The organism is Fibrobacter sp. UWEL, from assembly GCF_900142535.1.
GTDB lineage: Bacteria > Fibrobacterota > Fibrobacteria > Fibrobacterales > Fibrobacteraceae > Fibrobacter.
This window is the reverse complement of the sequence record NZ_FRBE01000003.1, coordinates 57,236-74,085: the sequence shown is the minus strand read 5'-3', so window position 1 is coordinate 74,085 and position 16,850 is coordinate 57,236. Positions and strand designations below refer to the sequence as shown.

12 protein-coding genes are annotated in these 16,850 nt (G+C 47.8%); 2 read left to right on the top strand and 10 right to left on the bottom strand.

The genetic code is table 11. The features are described 5' to 3' along the window. Nucleotide 1: 1 nt before the first annotated feature. From BUB59_RS03055 to BUB59_RS03045, 3 genes are read right to left on the bottom strand one after another with little or no spacing between them, the layout of a single operon-like run. Nucleotides 2-1,282 carry an FISUMP domain-containing protein gene (locus tag BUB59_RS03055; protein ID WP_073225517.1) on the bottom strand — a complete coding sequence of 427 codons (1,281 nt, stop codon included), beginning with the start codon at nucleotides 1,280-1,282 and terminating at the stop codon, nucleotides 2-4. Next, on the bottom strand, nucleotides 1,258-1,563 hold the full coding sequence (locus BUB59_RS03050; protein WP_073225516.1) for a hypothetical protein: 306 nt from the start codon (nucleotides 1,561-1,563) through the stop codon (nucleotides 1,258-1,260). Before BUB59_RS03050 ends, BUB59_RS03055 begins: the two co-directional genes overlap by 25 nt. Before the next feature lie 52 nt (nucleotides 1,564-1,615). Beyond that, on the bottom strand, nucleotides 1,616-2,683 hold the full coding sequence (locus tag BUB59_RS03045; RefSeq protein WP_073225514.1) for a hypothetical protein: 1,068 nt from the start codon (nucleotides 2,681-2,683) through the stop codon (nucleotides 1,616-1,618). A 165-nt stretch (nucleotides 2,684-2,848) separates the two neighbouring features. On the opposite strand from BUB59_RS03045, the gene BUB59_RS03040 reads away from it, so the two are divergent. Next, complete coding sequence (locus BUB59_RS03040; RefSeq protein ID WP_073225512.1) at nucleotides 2,849-4,417, top strand: biotin attachment protein; 1,569 nt, start codon at nucleotides 2,849-2,851, stop codon at nucleotides 4,415-4,417. 157 nt (nucleotides 4,418-4,574) lie between these two features. On the opposite strand, the gene BUB59_RS03035 is transcribed toward BUB59_RS03040, so the two are convergent. The 6 genes from BUB59_RS03035 to BUB59_RS03010 all read right to left on the bottom strand — a co-directional run bounded on the left by BUB59_RS03035 (nucleotide 4,575) and on the right by BUB59_RS03010 (nucleotide 11,354). Continuing rightward, on the bottom strand, nucleotides 4,575-5,213 hold the full coding sequence (locus BUB59_RS03035) for a hypothetical protein (protein WP_073225510.1): 639 nt from the start codon (nucleotides 5,211-5,213) through the stop codon (nucleotides 4,575-4,577). Between the two features lie 139 nt (nucleotides 5,214-5,352). Continuing rightward, nucleotides 5,353-6,162, bottom strand: a complete 810-nt coding sequence (gene murI / locus BUB59_RS03030; RefSeq protein WP_073225508.1) for a glutamate racemase — start codon at nucleotides 6,160-6,162, stop codon at nucleotides 5,353-5,355. Beyond that, nucleotides 6,159-8,354 (bottom strand): UvrD-helicase domain-containing protein, encoded by a 2,196-nt coding sequence (locus BUB59_RS03025; protein ID WP_073225506.1) that lies wholly within the window; start codon nucleotides 8,352-8,354, stop codon nucleotides 6,159-6,161. The genes murI and BUB59_RS03025 overlap by 4 nt, the downstream gene beginning before the upstream one ends. A gap of 68 nt (nucleotides 8,355-8,422) precedes the next feature. Further along, entirely contained in the window at nucleotides 8,423-9,424 is a 1,002-nt protein-coding gene (locus BUB59_RS03020) for a lysylphosphatidylglycerol synthase transmembrane domain-containing protein (RefSeq protein WP_234979910.1), read from the bottom strand. Beyond that, nucleotides 9,417-10,565, bottom strand: coding sequence for a glycosyltransferase family 4 protein (locus BUB59_RS03015; protein WP_073225504.1), 1,149 nt, complete (start codon nucleotides 10,563-10,565; stop codon nucleotides 9,417-9,419). The genes BUB59_RS03020 and BUB59_RS03015 overlap by 8 nt, the downstream gene beginning before the upstream one ends. 9 nt (nucleotides 10,566-10,574) lie before the next feature. Then, nucleotides 10,575-11,354, bottom strand: a complete 780-nt coding sequence (locus BUB59_RS03010; protein WP_073225502.1) for a class I SAM-dependent methyltransferase — start codon at nucleotides 11,352-11,354, stop codon at nucleotides 10,575-10,577. 245 nt (nucleotides 11,355-11,599) lie between these two features. Here BUB59_RS03010 and BUB59_RS03005 point away from each other — a divergent pair, with 245 nt between their 5' ends. After that, nucleotides 11,600-12,412, top strand: coding sequence for a sigma-70 family RNA polymerase sigma factor (locus BUB59_RS03005; RefSeq protein ID WP_073225501.1), 813 nt, complete (start codon nucleotides 11,600-11,602; stop codon nucleotides 12,410-12,412). 186 nt (nucleotides 12,413-12,598) lie between these two features. Here BUB59_RS03005 and BUB59_RS03000 read toward each other — a convergent pair whose 3' ends face one another. Then, entirely contained in the window at nucleotides 12,599-16,834 is a 4,236-nt protein-coding gene (locus BUB59_RS03000) for a hypothetical protein (RefSeq protein WP_143160204.1), read from the bottom strand. Between the last annotated feature and the right edge of the window lie 16 nt (nucleotides 16,835-16,850).

The following is a 16,850-nucleotide window of genomic DNA, read 5'->3' as shown; positions in this document are numbered from 1 at the left end:
CTTAGTCTTTCACACACCGAATAGAAGCCCTCATTGGACTTTTGCCATATAGCGGAACTACACTCCTGGTGGTAATGGTTGCAGTCTTCAAATCCCGATAATCATCCAACGGATCCGTATTCTGGATAAAAAATACAGCTGCAAATCCTGTTTCCTTGTGGAACAAAACTCTACCGCTACGATCGGACACATCTCTTCCCGCGGGAATTGCTGTAAAGCCTGATGTATTTAAAGCCTTATACAGGTTTACATCCCAGCCTTTCTCACCTCTGAGGGCGATTACAGTCGTGTCGCCATCAGCTCTGGACTCATCCATGAGGGATTCAAATTCAAGGGAATCAGGCAGATGCCAACCATCAGGGCAGATATCATAGGCGTCATCCATGGGATAAAGGCGTCCATTTAATGCACAGTCACCTTCTTCACCTACTCGATAGTTGATACCTCCCCCGCAAGGAGTATTCTCATCCACTTTATAATTCAAGTTCTGGGCCATCCAAACATGAGGTCCAATCTTTACAGACTTATAAACTTGACCATCACGTTCATCCTTAAACTCATCATACTTCACATCCGGATTAAAATAGTCCTCGACATTTCCCCTACGAACCACTCTCTCTGTACGCTTGGGAGGATTCGACATATCCACCTCCCGGACACAACGAACAGACATCAAACTATGCATATCTACAGGCATAATAGAACCAGATGAGCCATATAGAGCCACATACTGATGATCGGCAAACCACATCAAGAACACCTCGAATTCTATATACCCTTTCGTTCCATTGCCCTTAGAAGGCAGAGCGGAAAAACCAAGCGCATCTGTCCCATGACACTCAATACCCCGTGTTTCCCAAAGCCATCCCTTCATCGCCAAAAGAGTATTCCAGTGATATTCAGATTCCTTGGTATACACATCTGCATAACTCCACAATTTGTCGTAATATTCCGCCCAAGTAGGAATCCACCATCCCTCAGGGCAAACTCCCTGCACATGATCGTTCTCATAATCAGGATTTATGTTAGCAGCCGATAGAAGGCCAAGAGAATCCACTGCATATTTCCATTGATAAATACGTCCATACTTGGCACAGGAATCCTTAGAATCCTTAAGGCAATAGCTCAACTTCTGATAACCTTTGTGGTAGTCATAGTTCAAATTCTGTGCAAACCATTCTAGGTCACCAATTACTACGGTCTTGTAAACCTGACCATCGCGGGAGTCTTCAAAATCGTTATACTGAATCTCTGGATTCAAGTACTGGGTGATATCCCACATTTCACCAGGATCTCGAGAAGAAGAACTTCCGCTACGGCGGCAGAATCGTCAGACCAAATCCACTCGCCGTCCTCCTTTAGACAAACAAGAATCTTATCCTTTGATTTCAGATAGGCCGTAGCCCCTTCCTTACCCTCATTACAGGGGAACGTCAGCTGGGCGGATTCAGAATCCCAGACATAATCATATTCAGAAGGTTCAGTAGAAGACTTGTCATCGGAACCGCTACATGCGGCCAACATCAACAAACAGGCAAAAGCCCCCAAAGAAAACTTATACATTAGATGTATCCTCCAACCCCAAATATAGACTTTTGTAAAAAACTAATCGTCCCTAATACCCGAGAGCAGCCAATATTCTTTTAGATATTTCCTCAAAAGCCTTGTCATTGGGATGGGAAGCGACAAATACATCCGCTGTTATGAATTCCTTTCCTGTCCAAGTAATTCTCTTATTTTCAGAATCATCTTCATAAGATGATATTTTTATGATGGATGCATAAAGCGAATCCTCAGAATAAAACCTTATGGTCAAGGAATCTCCATTCACCTCATAGGAATCATACTTCAATGAGAATTCTCTTTCAAAAGGATAAACATTCACATCACCGAGCCTAGCCTGATTGTCAGATGTATTCAAATCGGAAATATCCACAAAGGTAATCCCATAATCATCAGCCAGGCGCTTCAGAAGAAATTGTTTTAAAGGAGTTGAATACCACTCTCCTACCCAAAGAACACGGGCACTATCAGCCATCGAGCAAATACGTTCCATCACATGGGAAATGCTTTCTTCCATAATGAAAAATTCTTCATTTTCGTCAATATTATCCCCCAGCTGAATAACAATCAATCCTGGATTTTTTTCCAAATGCGGATAAATATTTTCCTTAAGAAACTGTTCTTGGGCTTCTAGAGTCGTCATATTTTCAAAAGAACCCGTGACTCGATTTCCCGTAAAATCAATTTTATTTTTTATAAAGTAATCTTCTATTTGCCAATAGTAGTCCTTGTCTGCAGCAGAAGCACTCATGCCAAAGTCTTGATACCCCAAGAGAAGAGAATTTCCCCAGAACAAGGAATATCCAGGAACAAAACTGGAATCAAAGGACGTTCTGCACTTTTTTACGAGTCCGCTAGATGTCAAAGTAAGAGTGTCCCTATGCTCCACAACAACAGTATCCAGGCGATCAACAAAAGCAGTATCAATAAAATTCATAAATACCGTATCAGTAGAATTCACAAATACTGTATCTATTGAAGCAGACTCCTCTGGAACAGATTCAGATGCGACAACGGAAGAATCATCGTCATCGCAACCTAAAACCGCAATACAGGAAAGCGTGGTTAGAAAAATCACCACCCATTTTTTCATCATTTCATTACCAGTTTTGTAAAACATTTTCCACAATCTCGATCACCTCATAGAAAGCTAATAAGATTACTCCCTAAAACGTGCCTCTCTCCAAAAAATCACAGACTTTTTTTCTAAAACTTTTTTATTTTCACTCCGTATTTGATAAAACATTGAATATAACACGGGGTCAAAAGCCCCATAGGATGACACATGAAAAAGATCAAATTCCAGGACACCTCCTTCCGTGATGGTTTCCAGTCTATTTTCGGTGCCCGCGTGTTCGCAAAGGACTTCATGCCCGCTGTCGAAGCAGCATGCCACGCAGGTATCACTCACTTTGAAGCAGGTGGTGGCGCACGTTTCCAGGCCCTCTACCAGAACTGCGGCGAAGACGCATTCGACATGATGGACGAATTCCGTCGCGTTGTGGGCCCCAAGGCTCGTCTTCAGACCCTGGCCCGCGGTATTAACGTTGTGGCACTGGCTCCTCAGCCCCGCGACATGATCAAGCTCCACGCTGACATGTTCAAGAAGCACGGCATGACCCGTATCCGTAACTTCGACGCTCTTAACGACGTGAACAACCTGATCTACTCCGGTAAGTGCATTACCGACGCCGGTCTGGAACACGAAGTCGTTGTTACCATGATGGAACTTCCTCCGGGATGCTCTGGCGCACACGATCCGGAATTCTACGAACGCATTCTGAAGAACATCCTGGACGCAGGCGTTCCGTTCGCATCCGTTTGCTTCAAGGACGCTTCCGGTACCGCAAATCCCAACAAGGTTTACGAAACCTTCAAGCGCGCTCGTAAGCTCCTGGGCGACGACGTTGAACTCCGCATCCATAGCCACGATACTTGCGGTACTGGCGTTGCTCAGTACGTTGCAGCTATCAACGGTGGTGCCGATGGCGTTGACCTGGCTCGCAAGCCCCTTTCTGGTGGTACTTCTCAGCCGGACCTCTTCTCCATGTTCCACGCCCTGAAGGGTTCTGAATTCCAGCTGGCTCTCGGCGAAGATGGTATCGTTGACGATCACATCAAGGAATTGATGGACGCAAACAACGTCGCAGTTGAATGCCTCAAGGATTACAACTTCCCGCCCGAAGCACGTCAGATCTCTCCGGACGTGATCTTCTCCCCCATGCCGGGTGGCGCACTTACCGCCAACACCCTCATGATGCGCGAAACCAAGACCTTCCACCTGTACGACAAGGTGATCAAGAACATGAGCGAATGCGTGGCTCGCGGTGGCTTTGCTTCTTCCGTGACCCCGGTTTCTCAGTTCTACTTCCAGCAGGCCTACATGAACACCATCAACGAAAACGCTGGTCGTGATCGTTGGTTCAAGATGACTGAAGGCTACGGCAAGATGCTCCTCGGTTACCAGGGTAAGACTCCTTGCGAACCGGATCCGGAACTGGTGAAGATTGCTGCTGACCAGTTCAAGCTGGAACCGTTTGCAAAGGCTCATCCGGGCGTTCAGTGCGCAGAAGAAATTCTGGAACCGGGTATTCCGGCTGCAAAGAAGCAGCTCGAAGACAACGGTCTGCCTGTTACCGATGAAAACATCTTCATCGTCGGCTGTCTCCAGACTAAGGCTGGCAACAAGGGTATCGACTTCCTGAAGGGCGAACGCAAGATTGGCGTTCCCAAGAAGGACCCCAACGCTGCTCCGGCTGTGGACACCAAGAACATGAAGGCTGGTCAGGCTTCTACCTACCGTATCGCTCTCGGCAACCAGAGCTGGGACGTTCAGGTAAGCACCCTCAAGTAACAGCTAGATTCTCGCTTTCGCGAGAATGACAATGCAAAGAGACCCCGCGGATTAAACCGCGGGGTTTCTTGTTTTCAATCCGCTCCCTACATCAAAAAAAGAACCGCCACTGGAGGTCCAGCGGCAGTTCTATTCCCTAGCGATGGATGGAGGCGACCTACCCTTCTTCCAGAGCTTCCTTATATTCGTCGACGGTAGCGATGTATTCGTCGATCATGTCTTCCTTTTCGTCCAGATACTTAATGATCTGTTCCAGGTGTTCCTTCTTGAACACAGCCTTCAGCTGGCGAGAAGCATGACCGCGATAGCCCCATTCCTTGAGGATTTCGTCGGTGACAACGAAGGAGTCGTTCATGGAGACGAAACGCATGGGACCATAGACAGCCCAGTTGTGTTCCATCTGCATGCATTCCGGTTCTTCCAGTTCAGGATTAGCCATGTAGCGCTGGATGTGACGGGTACGGACGTCCTTGATCTTATCGATACGCATGTAACCCATGATGAGGTACTTGTTGCGCATTTCAGAATCGCTGAGACCTTCGTAGCGAGTACCAAACAGGATGTAACGGCTCTTTGCCTTGAGGATGGCGTTCACAGCCTTCACGTTGTAGCAGCTCATCAGACCATAGGTGCTGGTCTCATAGTTCGGTTCATAAAGAAAGCCCTTACCATTTTCGTTCAGCTGGTCGCGAACCGGCACTTCGGAAGTGTGGCTGGTTTCGACATAGAGCAGGGAACCAGCAGCGTTACCGCGGTAGTCCTGCCAACCATCAAGGTTAATCTGAGTTTTCGGCATCTTATTTACTTTCCAATCAATAAGGTTAAACTTAGACCGCCCCGAACTGACGTTCGGAGTAGCCCCTTTTTATAATACTCCACAAGCGGGCCGAAAAATCGGTCCGTCGATTTACTACATGCAAGATACAATTTACTTGCTAAAAAGTCAACGACTCCGCACAAATATCACTCATTCCAAAGAGTTTTGCCCCTTTTTCAAAGAATTTCGCGGTATCTGTGGTCAAATAACTGGTTTTTCCAGTCTTGGTAAGGCGGCTTTCAATTTCTGGATGGCGCTTCAAGTAGTCCGCAGTCTTGTGAGCTACGATGTCCCCCTGAAATACAGGGCGGACTCCCGCAGGCAGAGCCTTCCGGATTTCCGCTTCCAGCAGGGGGTAATGAGTGCAAGCCAGAAGGACAGCATCTATTTCAGGATCTTCCCGCATAAGGGCGTTCACCTCCTTCTGGACGAAGAACTGAGCCCCTTCCGTACCTTTCTCCCCGTATTCCACCAGAGGAACCCACATGGGGCAAGCGTGCTGGGTGACTTTCAAATCCGGGAAGAAGCGGTTGATTTCAATGGTGTAGCTTCCGGAGGACACCGTTCCCGCCGTAGCGAAAATCCCGATATGTCCTGTCTGGCTAAAACTGCCAGCCTCTTCTGCCGTTGGACGAATAATGCCCAGCACTCGACGGTCCGGGAATTCAAAAGGTAGTACATCCTGCTGGATGCTTCTGAGAGCTCGGGCGGACGCCGTATTGCAGGCAAGAATCACCAGAGGGCAGCCCCTGCTGAACAATTCGCGAACGGCCTGCAACGTATAGCGGTAAATAGTCTCGAAGCTACGGGAACCATAGGGCGCACGGGCGTTATCGCCCAAATACAGGTAGTCGTATTCCGGCAGGGCCTTCTGTAGGTCCCTCAGGATCGTCAATCCACCAAAGCCGGAATCGAATACGCCGATCATAACGCAGCACTCATCTTATCGCGGAGAGCAAACATCACATCCTTCTTAAGATCGAAGGATTCATTCTTCTTCATAGCGCCCACGTCCACCGGGTCCAGAATCTGGACGGAAACCTTGCAACGCTTGGAGCTCTTGCGCTGTTCCCAGGTAGCACCGGAACCGCGGATGACCAGCGGGAGGATAATGCCATCGTTTTCAGCAGCGAATCGGAAAGCGCCACTCTTGAAGGGACCCAGCTTGCCATCCTTACTGCGATGACCTTCCGGGAAGATAAAGATGCGAGCACCCTGACCGCGTTCCGCAATGGCCTTACGGATAGCAACAGCGGCGTTACCGCTGGTACGGTTAATCAGGACGCAGCCAATACGAACCATCCAGAAATGAAGGAAAGGAATGCGGCCCAAGGTTTTCTTAGCCACAAAGCCAATGGTCTTCTGGATAGCAAGGAATGCAATAGGAATATCCAGGAAGGAGCCATGATTACCAATAACAAATACAGGACGATTCCAGTCCACGGCGCCAAGCTTCGCCTGGTCATCGATGGTCAAGTCGATACGGAGTCGGTTCATGGTGTAGCGGCCAAATTCCTGAATCTTCTTATCTACCCAGACATTAGAATTCTTTCCATAACGAATCAGTACATAAGGGACCTTACAAATCTGAACGAACATAAATCCGAACACCGTAAGGATTGCCCAAATTCTAAAAAGGATCATTGGCATAACAATTTCCGTCTCAGGTTGCGGTTTTGGCAAAAAGCGGGAGCGCCTATACTTTCGAAGGCGGCCTTTCCAAAATCTTTTCTTGCAATATAATAAAATCAGATAGGCCTCCGCTCGAGTGACGCCTACATAATACAGCCTACGTTCTTCATCCAGCTGCTTTAAACGCTGTTTGCGATTTCCCGTACATTCCCCTGGCGTTAAATCTTCAGCAAGACCTGCATAATAGACCACCGCATACTGCAATCCCTTAGAAGCATGAACCGTCTCCACATGGATTCCGTCTTCGACCGTAACCTCCCCCTGGTCCCCTACGTCCACCACGTCCCCACAGACCGGGATGTTGTAATCTCGAAGGGCCTCCTCATAATAGAGACGCTGCCGGTTGTACCGAACCAGAATGGCGAAGTTTTTCCATTGCAGGTCGTAGCCCATACGCAGTTCCTTGATAGAAGCCACCACCCGCTGGATTTCCTCCACGGGATTGTCCGACACCCAGACTTCCGGCTTGCGGTTTTCCGTATAAAGGGGATTACCGCCGGAGCCCCTAGGATTGCCAGCCCGCAGTACTTTCTGAAGGTGGATGGGTTTATTCTTGAAAATGTCATTGGCCAAGTGCAACACGTTAGGCACGGACCTATAATTCCATTCCAGACGGATCAAGGTACTGTCCTTGAAATCATCCCGGAAGCGGTTGATGTTTCCGATGTCCGCCCCGCGAAAACCATAAATTGCCTGGTCATCATCCCCTACCACAAAAAGGGACTTCCGATCTCCCAAAAGATTTTTCACCATGCGGTACTGGGACGGATTAATATCCTGATATTCATCCACCAGAATTTCAGCCCACTGTTCTCTAAAATAACAGGCGGCAACCTCGTTCGTCTCTAACAACTTGATGGTCAAATAAATCAAGTCCTCAAAGACCACCTTCCCCGACCGTAACACTTCCTGCTGCAACGGTTTTATTCTCGAAATCACTTTTCTAGGCAAACCATCGGAAAAGAGATTTTCACGAAGCAGACTTCCCGGTTTCAGTCTGGTCTTCTTGATTTGCTGCAGAAAGTCACGGTCCGAAGATTCCGTAGGGGACGGCATTTTTTCAAAGCCCAATAATTGGTACGCAGGAATAAAACCCGTCTGTGATTTTGACAAATCGCAGGGGACATCGCTCTTCAGGATGTGTAGCGCCAACGAATGGAACGTGCAAAGCCGAACCCCAGCATTGGGAAAAAGTTTCTGCACTCGTTCCCGCATTTCTGCCGCCGCTTTTGCCGTAAACGTCAGGGCTAAAATCTTTTCCGGCTGCACCCCGCATAAAATTCGGTATTGGATTCGTTTGGTAAGCACGGAAGTTTTTCCGGAACCCGCACCAGCAAGAATTAAAAGCTGAGCTCCTTTGTCATGGTCATGCAACACGGCCGCCCTCTGGTCACCATTCAGTCCAGAGAGGATGCTTTCTGCATCCATATTTCCTCGATTCAGTTAAGGTTCATTCCCCATAGCGGTGCAGAACCTCTCCATCTATCAAAAGCGAATTACTTTTCGCTTGCAGTCTTAGCCTTAGGCCCTTCCCCTCCCAACAAGAACAGGAAGGCGCCAACAAGGCTCAATATAAGGCTCACCAGGTAAGCCAAAAGCTGGATCACCACCGAGGGCAAATTTGCCACACCGGCTCGGGCAAAGAGGGACTGAGCCAGGAGTTCGCGGGGGCCAAAGCCGCCAATGGAAATGGGCAGAGCGCTCACAATAGCCACCAGCGGGATATAGTAGAAATACCAGGACATGGAAAGATCCACACCCACAGCAATTCCACAGAAGTAATGCACAAAAATTCTTAAGGATTGGGTAATCGCAGACAGGATACTGATGGATACCCACAGTTTCACGGAACGGAACTGCTGGAATCGCTTGAACATATGAGTCAAGCGTTCGCTAATCTTCGCAGGCAAAAACTTCGTCATCAACTTGCAAAGAAGACTCCCAAGACGACGGCTGAACAAAGAAGCAAACAAGGCGCAAAAGCCCAGACAAATCCACAGGGAGGGCCACATGAAGGCACGCTGTTCAGGATCGTACATAAAGAACAGGAGGCCCACAGCAAGCGCAAACAAAGTAATAAAATGCAGTCCAAACAGGCGATCAAAGAAGGTAGCCGTAAGGCCTGCGCCCACCGTATCCTGTCCGCCCTGCATGCGAATATCGTAAACCTTCTTTGCGTCACCGCCGACATTGCCTGGCATGAAGTTATTGAAGAACAACCCGACATAGTACAACTTCAGGAGTCGGGCATAACCCAGATGAATATCCTGCTTTTCCAGAAGAAGCTTCCACTGAAGGCATGCGGTAAAATTGGACAAGCCAAGACAGGCAATGGCAAGTACCAGCGGAGTCACGCTGTTCATGGTGAACAGGTCGTACAAGTCCTCTATGTTCCAATCCGGTGCCAGCACAATATTGCGGTACACAAAGTACGCAGGCACCAACGTAATCAGCAATTTCAGGCAGAACACCAGGAATGATTTCAACTTGCTATTCATCTTCAGCAACCGCACTTACCTGATGTTCAATAACGAGATCCTGCAACAAATTGGTCGTCAGTTCCGCAGCAGTATCCCATCGGAATTCTTCCACATAATTTTTGGCAGCTTCTTCAAGACGAGTGCGCAAGTCATCGTTACAATAAAGACGATCCATCTCAGAGGCGCAAGCCTGAGCATCACCCGCCTGGAACAGCAAGCCCGTTTCGCCATTGCGAACACTATCACGAAGGCCAGGAACGTCGCAAGCAATGGTGGTAGTGCCAAGCTTAGCAGCTTCCACCACAGTCAGGCCCCAGCCTTCCTTATAGCTGGTCTGCAGAAGGGCAACCGCCCCAGCCAGAAGTTCACGCTTTCTTTCTCGGGAAACAAAACCCAACAACTCCACGCGATCGGAAAGGTTCCGCTGTTTAAGCCAAGCAGGAATCTTCTTCAGCAACGGGCCATCACCGGCAACCATCAACTTCACGTCAGAATGTTTCTTGGCGAATTCAGCAAAGGCTTCCAGCGCCGTCCAAACACCCTTGTACTTATGGACTCTAGAAAGCCAAAGGAAATAAGGAATACCAGATTGTCGTTCCACCTGAACATCATCTTCGGGAGTCGTACCGCAATCGTCAGATCCATTATAAATTACCGCAACGCGATCTTCATCAATACCAATTTCGCACAGCTCTCGTTTGGTACTGGGGCTCACCACCACGAAGTCCTGCTTGCGATAGAAGAAAGGAATGATCCTTTCAAAGAACCAGACGCCAAAGGCAACAGGGAAAGCAGCCTCATGGAAAATTGAGCCTCGCCACAAGTGATGCATTTGCACCAACACAGGCTTTTTCAGGAACAGCGGGGTAAAGAGAGGAAGCTTGTTTAGATCCTCAACCACCACATCAAAATTGAATTCCTTGTCCAGCTTTCTCAAATTGAGAGCACAGTTCAGCTGGAACATCAGGTCGCCGCCCTTGCGGACAACTTGAATACCATCCACGACTTCTCGTTCCTGAGCCCCCTTGAAGGAAGTGGTAAACAGAACCACCTGATGACCCGCCTGGGCAATCAGGGAGAAAATTCGATGCAAGTGTTTTTCGGCACCGCCAGCAGCGGGGTGCAAACGATCACGATAATTAACGACAAGTATGTTCAAGTTTAAAACTTAGGGCTTACGACCCAAGACTCCAATGCAAAGCTGAGTATAATGCATCAACGGAACCGACTCAAGAGAATCCAGAATCTTATCCTTCATCTTCTGATAGGCCGTTCCCTGGAGCGGATACTTCGGCAATTCGACACCAATCTTAAAGCACACTTCACGAAGCATGCGATAGTAGAGATTAGGCCGCATCCAGTCACCGTATGTATAAACACACTTGAAGCCACCATCGCGCATAAGCTTCTTCAGCTCAGGCATTGTAAACTGGGTTTCCCAACCGGCAAACCACTTGTCCATAGCAATCAGGATATGCTTAATAATTGTATAGGGATGCACAGTCTGAGGAACATCGCAAAGGCAATGACCACCGTGCTTCAGAATACGATAGTTTTCCTTGATCAGAGGCAGAGGATCCTTGAAATGTTCCGCAAGTCCCTGATGGAAAACCAAATCAAAAGTCTCGTCCGGGAAAGGCGCCTTAAAGGCATCGCCACGAACCAAATGCAAGTTATCAAAAACCTGTTCCTTCTGACGGAGCGAGTTCACAATCTTCAGGCTGTTTTCGGCAAAATCAAGAACGTAGACATCAGCACCCAGACGAGCAAGTTCAGCACTATCACGACCAGTGCCAGCACCTACTTCTAGGATCTTCAGTCCTTCCAGTTTAAAGTTCTTCTTAATAGTTTGCAATACCGACGGGGAGGAAGGATAAACCTTCTCCATGTCATTTTTGCGTTTCCAAAAACGATTCCAAACAGATTGATCAGGTTCTTTGATAGACATAGCGAGGAAAATATACGAAATCTTTCTCATTCACATTTTGAAGGATGAGAACAACATATGTAAAAAAGGACGACAACAAACGTCACGCACACATTACAAAGACGTAATTTTACTACATTTAGTAATAATAGAATGACAAAATAACACAATTGAAACGCATTTTAACACTATCTTCCCATTTTTTTACATAATTGGCACGCAACTTGCTTAAAAATAAACGATATTAAGAGTAAGGTTTACAAAACATGCATATTGACTCTACTGATACTACTCTAAAAAGATACCTTGAAGATATTCGTCGCACTGCACCTCTTTCCCGTGAAGAAGAACAGATTCTCTTCCAGAAGGCCAAAGAAGGCGACAAAATTGCACGTAAGAAGCTTATTTCCGCAAACATGCGTTTCGTTTTGAAGGTAGCCATCCAGTACCGTGGCTGTCCCATTCCCCTGCCGGACCTGGTAAGTGAAGGCGCTATGGGCCTGGTCCGCGCCATTGAATCTTTCGAACACACCCGTGGTTTGAAGTTCATTTCTTACGGCGTTTGGTGGATTAAGGCTTACATTACCCGCGCCATTAACGAACAGGGTAACCTGATTCGTCTTCCTGCAAACCAGCACCTCCGCGTGCGTAAGGCATTGCACGAACAGTCCCGCGGTAAGGAAATTAACGAAGAAATTCGCGAATTGATCCAGATTGGTCAGCGCGGCGTTTCCTTCGACAGCCCTCTGAAGGCAGACTCCAAGGCAACTTACGCCGAAGTGCTCCCCGATGGAGGCGCATCCAATCCCGAAGCAGAATCCGAAATCCAGAGCGTTGAAGCATTGGCTCGCGACTTGATGGAACAGCTGCCGGAACGCGAAGCTAAGGTTATTACCGGTATTTTCGGTATCAACCAGGAAGCTCCTCAGACTCTCCGCGAAGTGGGCGAATCCATGAACATCTCCCACGAACGTGTACGTCAGCTGCGTGACCAGGCTCTTCGCCGTATCCGCAAGTACAACAGCAAGGAATTCCTCCAGGAAAAGAAAGACGCGTTTTTGGCCGCCATTAACAAGTAATGGCGACCTAGCCTCATGGGGCTCCGCCCCCTGAAACCCCTTTTCCAAACGTCTTTTTAAGAAAACATCTGCAGGTTTCTGCGGATGTTTTTTGTATTCTGCCATCTGGACCCCCTGGCAGACTTAGCCTTAGAATAGAAAAGGTCCTCGCTGTTGCGAGGACCTTTGTTTAAAATTTATAGGGGGTTATTTCTTTTTGCGATTCTTGCGGCGGACGCCCCACTTATCCTTCATTTCTTCTTCGATCTTCTTCTTGTCGTAACGGACGATCATCTTGAACTGGACATTATAAACGCCGGTTCCAACGAAGCGACCGCGATGATCCTTGTAGTTCCAGTTAACGAACACCTTCTTATCGGTTTCCAAGCAGTTACCACCAAACTTGGGGCTGTTACAAGAAACGGTAATAACGGTATCGTTCACATACTGGCCCAGATGATCCGTATAGTTCACGATGAAGGAGATGAACACGTCTTCAGGCTTCAAGGAATCCAAAACCGCAGGGTCATAGGAACCGTCAGCGGACACCTGGGCCTGGTCAAGCAACTGCGGCACAAAGCGTTCACCCAGCTGGACTAACTGACCTAGAGCGCCTTCCTTCTCCATATCTTCCTTGGTTGTAGAACCAGGCACATAACGGAGGTTCACGGAGCTTACCGTCTGGAGCGTGTAATTTTCCTTTTCGCCTTCATCCACCACACGATCATCGCTAGCATCGAAGGTACCCATATTGGTAGTTTCCACCAGATGGTTCAGCAAGCCACCAATAATCACAGGCTGCGGATTTTCACTGGATACATTTCCATAGTTATCACGAATGGCATCCTTTTCGCCCTTACGGATTAACAAGGAGTCACCCGGAAGAATGGTAGCGATAGAACCATCCAGAATCAACTTGGCAGACTTTCCATCAGCAGACCAGTCAATACGAGTGGGATCCAGTTCAATCACTTCAGTACCGTGAATGAAGGAGAAGAAGTCATCGCCCTTCAGATTCTTGGTCATGATGGGTTCGGAGAAGACGATCAGCAAGGTATCGGCTTTCTTGCCATAATCCAAGGTAGCGCTAGCTACCACAGGAGCCATCTTATCCACCAGCGGTGCATTTTCTTCATTCACGAAGGTTTCACCGAAGACTGAGTAATAGGTATAGACGGTTGCTTCAGGGAGGTTTTCGCTAATGCTAGTAACACCTTCCGCCAGACGAGTGGTAGAACGGACCTTCCAAATGACTCGAGTAGAATCGTTGGGATCGATTTCCAAATCACCGGGCTGAGCCTGGAGCTGGATCATCATGCCACGATAGCTATACCAGGGGAAAGACATGTACAGAGCACCATCAATGTCTTCGCTAGTAAGCTTGGATTCAAACACGGTCACAATCTGGTCCAGGACGCCATCGCCATCCGTATCCCAGTATTCAACATTCTGCGTTGCGGGGAAACGATCCACCACAGTTACAGCCACTTCTCGTTCGTATTCATCGGAAGTGATGTAAGGCAGTTCACTGAAGGTCACGCCCGGATAGAGAGAAACACTATCCTTCTTGTCTCCCTTCAATCCTAAGGAATCGCCCACCAGGATTACAATATCCTTCGACGGCATATAGGCCTTAGAAATCTGATTCAAGTCGAATCCATAGCGTTCAGCCTCCTGCTTGATCATCACAAGCATTTCAGGAGAGTTCAAATCATACGGGTACAATTCGATATTGAACTGCAGGAACAGGGAATCCTTTCCATGAAGGTCACGAATTGCATAGGCGTCCTTAATCACATTGCTACCAACCTTGATCACCTTGGTATTGCGAACGTGGGTAGAGCCTGTGCTCTTATCCTTATAGGAAATGATAGCCACAGCCCCTTCCACAGGGAAGTCTTCGGATGCCGGCAAATTCAGATCGCCAACATCAACCTGAATGCGATCCTTCGCCTCGTTCAAAGACGGGTTCACGCACTTCAGAGTATCACCGTTCACTACAAGCCATACATTATCCAGCTCGTAGGAAACAGGCAGAGTATCCTTCAGGAGTACTTCCAGGTAATCCAGGTCCATATCGCCATTAGTATCCTTGATAAAGCCCTTCTGCGCTTCGGGAACAGGATCAAAGAAGTTGATGTTATCAATAATCACTTTAGAATTACCACCCACCACCTTGATGGATCCGCCCTGAACCACCTTATCTGCAGTTACATAGACAGTTACGGTGCCATCAGTATTCTTCTTGATGACGTCCACCTTTTCACCAGTGACAGGATCGACCAGCTTTACATCACCACCAGCAATGAACTTAAGGGAATCGTCACCCTTGAAGTATTCATCCACTTTGTCCTTATCCAAAGTAATAGCGATTACATCACCTACTCTGGCAGAATCCTTACCGGAATCATAATGGAGATCATGAGGCAAGCCAGTCGGATCATCTACCAACAGATAACTATTGCCATTAATCACCTTCACATTGGGATTGCTGGGATCAGGATCTGTAGGAACGAGGACTACAGTAGAAGAGACAATTTCGTCACCCTTCTCAAAGTCTTCCGGAGTGGGATAGGAATCTTCCGGATCAGTTTCTTCAATATCAAAGTCTTCTACGCCATAATAGCGGAAGGAAGAACTGGAACTATTAGAGGAACCATTTCCAGAACTAGAAGAGGAAGGATCGCCGGAACCGCTGGAGCTAGGATTGGAGCCAGAGGAGGAGGGATCGCCGGAACCGCTGGAACCAGGATTGGAGCCAGAGGAAGAGGGATCGCCGGAACCGCTAGAACCAGGATTGGAGCCAGAGGAGGAGGGATCGCCGGAACCGCTAGAGCCAGGATTGGAACCAGAGGAAGAAGGATCGCCGGAACCGCTGGAACCAGGATTGGAACCAGAAGAAGAATTTACGGAACCGCTAGAGCCAGGATTGGAACCAGAGGAAGAAGAATTTACGGAACCGCTAGAGCCAGGATTGGAACCAGAGGAAGAAGAGTTTACGGAGCCGCTAGAACCAGGAATGGTTCCAGAAGAAGAGGATACCTTATTGGAGGAACTGGAGCTGCTGGAAGCAGGCTTACTGCTGGAGGATTCTTCGTACACCTGCAAGGAAGAACTACTCTGAGAAGAGCTACTGATGAGTTCAAAATCAGAACCAGATCCAGCAGCATCACGATCCACAACTACACCAGAAAGAGGAGCCAGGTCATCCAGGTAATTGTCAATCCACTGCACATGCACCAGAATGTTATCATTGATGTACCTGGAAGGATTTGACGTATAGTCCACAAACACCATATGGCCCGTGTTACTTGCAACAAACAGGTGACCGTAACCATCCACAGTACCCTGGTCTAGACGCCAGCCTACATAGCCGCCGTCGTTGGTTCTGGGAGTAGTCAAGTTATCCAGAGTTTCCTTAAAGAACATCTCTCGCAAGTCAATGGTAGCGACCACAGATGCAGTCATCTTACCATCAACAAGAGAAGGTTTAATCTGGACAATACGGGCTCCACCAAAGACAAAGAACGTCTTGGAGTACTCATCATAAGTACCGCCATGAGCACCTTCCAGGCGGGGAATCAGAATTTCCGTTTTCAGTTCGGTGATGACAGAGTCACCAATCTTTCCACCGACAGAACCGACGTTGTCTGCAGTCACCTTAACCCAGGTTGTATCTGTAAAATGACCGAAATAAGCACCGTCGATGTGTTTTTTCCTATCTGAATCAGAACAAGGTTGTCCTGTTTGAGCATTAAGTTCACAACCACCGCCAAAGTAGTCAGAATAGGTAAAGAAGGCATTACCCGCTTTATCCCACATGATAGTAGAAAGTTTTTCATCCTTACGATATCCATTAGGATCAGGAGTCAACTTAACCTTATAACCCTTGTCCGCGAAGTTGGTATCCGCAGGGGAGGATTCTGTAGAGAATCTGAAGAGAGGACCGGGAATACCGGCGGCCCACAGATTCTTCGAATTAGGATCCATCATCAAATGCCAAAAGCCACTAACACTCGTATTAGGCGTAGCAGATTTCACTAGGCATTTCTTGCCATTTTCCTTAGCCTTAATATTTACCTTGTGAATAGCCTGATGCCCCTGAGGAGCAATCAGCAAATCACCATCAGGATGATGCACAATACCGTCTGCACCCAAAAGGCCATCACCCTCTGTACAGAGCGTTTTCCTGTCTACAAGTCTCATTGACAAATTGCCTTGACCGTTATACTCATAGTAAATACTCTTGACGCGATCGTCTTGAGCATACTTTGTATAATACAGTGTGGCCTTGGTAGCCTTGTGATCATAAACATTGCCAACCTGTTGAATCCAGATGCCGTTTGCCGGACTTTGCGGAGTTGCATATGTAACGTCGCCAGCCATAGCAGAACCTGCCATGAGCATCAATAAAGCCGAGATATATTCTGTTGTCTTCAACATATCGCTACCCTCTGAA

Excerpts from the sequence above, each read along its gene's own strand:
- BUB59_RS03050 (WP_073225516.1), bottom strand. The coding sequence starts at position 1,563 with ATGTATAAGTTTTCTTTGGGGGCTTTTGCCTGTTTGTTGATGTTGGCC.
- BUB59_RS03045 (WP_073225514.1), bottom strand. The coding sequence starts at position 2,683 with ATGTTTTACAAAACTGGTAATGAAATGATGAAAAAATGGGTGGTGATT.
- BUB59_RS03035 (WP_073225510.1), bottom strand. The coding sequence starts at position 5,213 with ATGCCGAAAACTCAGATTAACCTTGATGGTTGGCAGGACTACCGCGGT.
- BUB59_RS03020 (WP_234979910.1), bottom strand. The coding sequence starts at position 9,424 with ATGAATAGCAAGTTGAAATCATTCCTGGTGTTCTGCCTGAAATTGCTG.
- BUB59_RS03055 (WP_073225517.1), bottom strand. The coding sequence starts at position 1,282 with ATGTGGGATATCACCCAGTACTTGAATCCAGAGATTCAGTATAACGAT.
- BUB59_RS03000 (WP_143160204.1), bottom strand. The coding sequence starts at position 16,834 with ATGTTGAAGACAACAGAATATATCTCGGCTTTATTGATGCTCATGGCA.
- BUB59_RS03025 (WP_073225506.1), bottom strand. The coding sequence starts at position 8,354 with ATGGATGCAGAAAGCATCCTCTCTGGACTGAATGGTGACCAGAGGGCG.
- BUB59_RS03005 (WP_073225501.1), top strand. The coding sequence starts at position 11,600 with ATGCATATTGACTCTACTGATACTACTCTAAAAAGATACCTTGAAGAT.
- murI (WP_073225508.1), bottom strand. The coding sequence starts at position 6,162 with ATGATCGGCGTATTCGATTCCGGCTTTGGTGGATTGACGATCCTGAGG.
- BUB59_RS03010 (WP_073225502.1), bottom strand. The coding sequence starts at position 11,354 with ATGTCTATCAAAGAACCTGATCAATCTGTTTGGAATCGTTTTTGGAAA.
- BUB59_RS03040 (WP_073225512.1), top strand. The coding sequence starts at position 2,849 with ATGAAAAAGATCAAATTCCAGGACACCTCCTTCCGTGATGGTTTCCAG.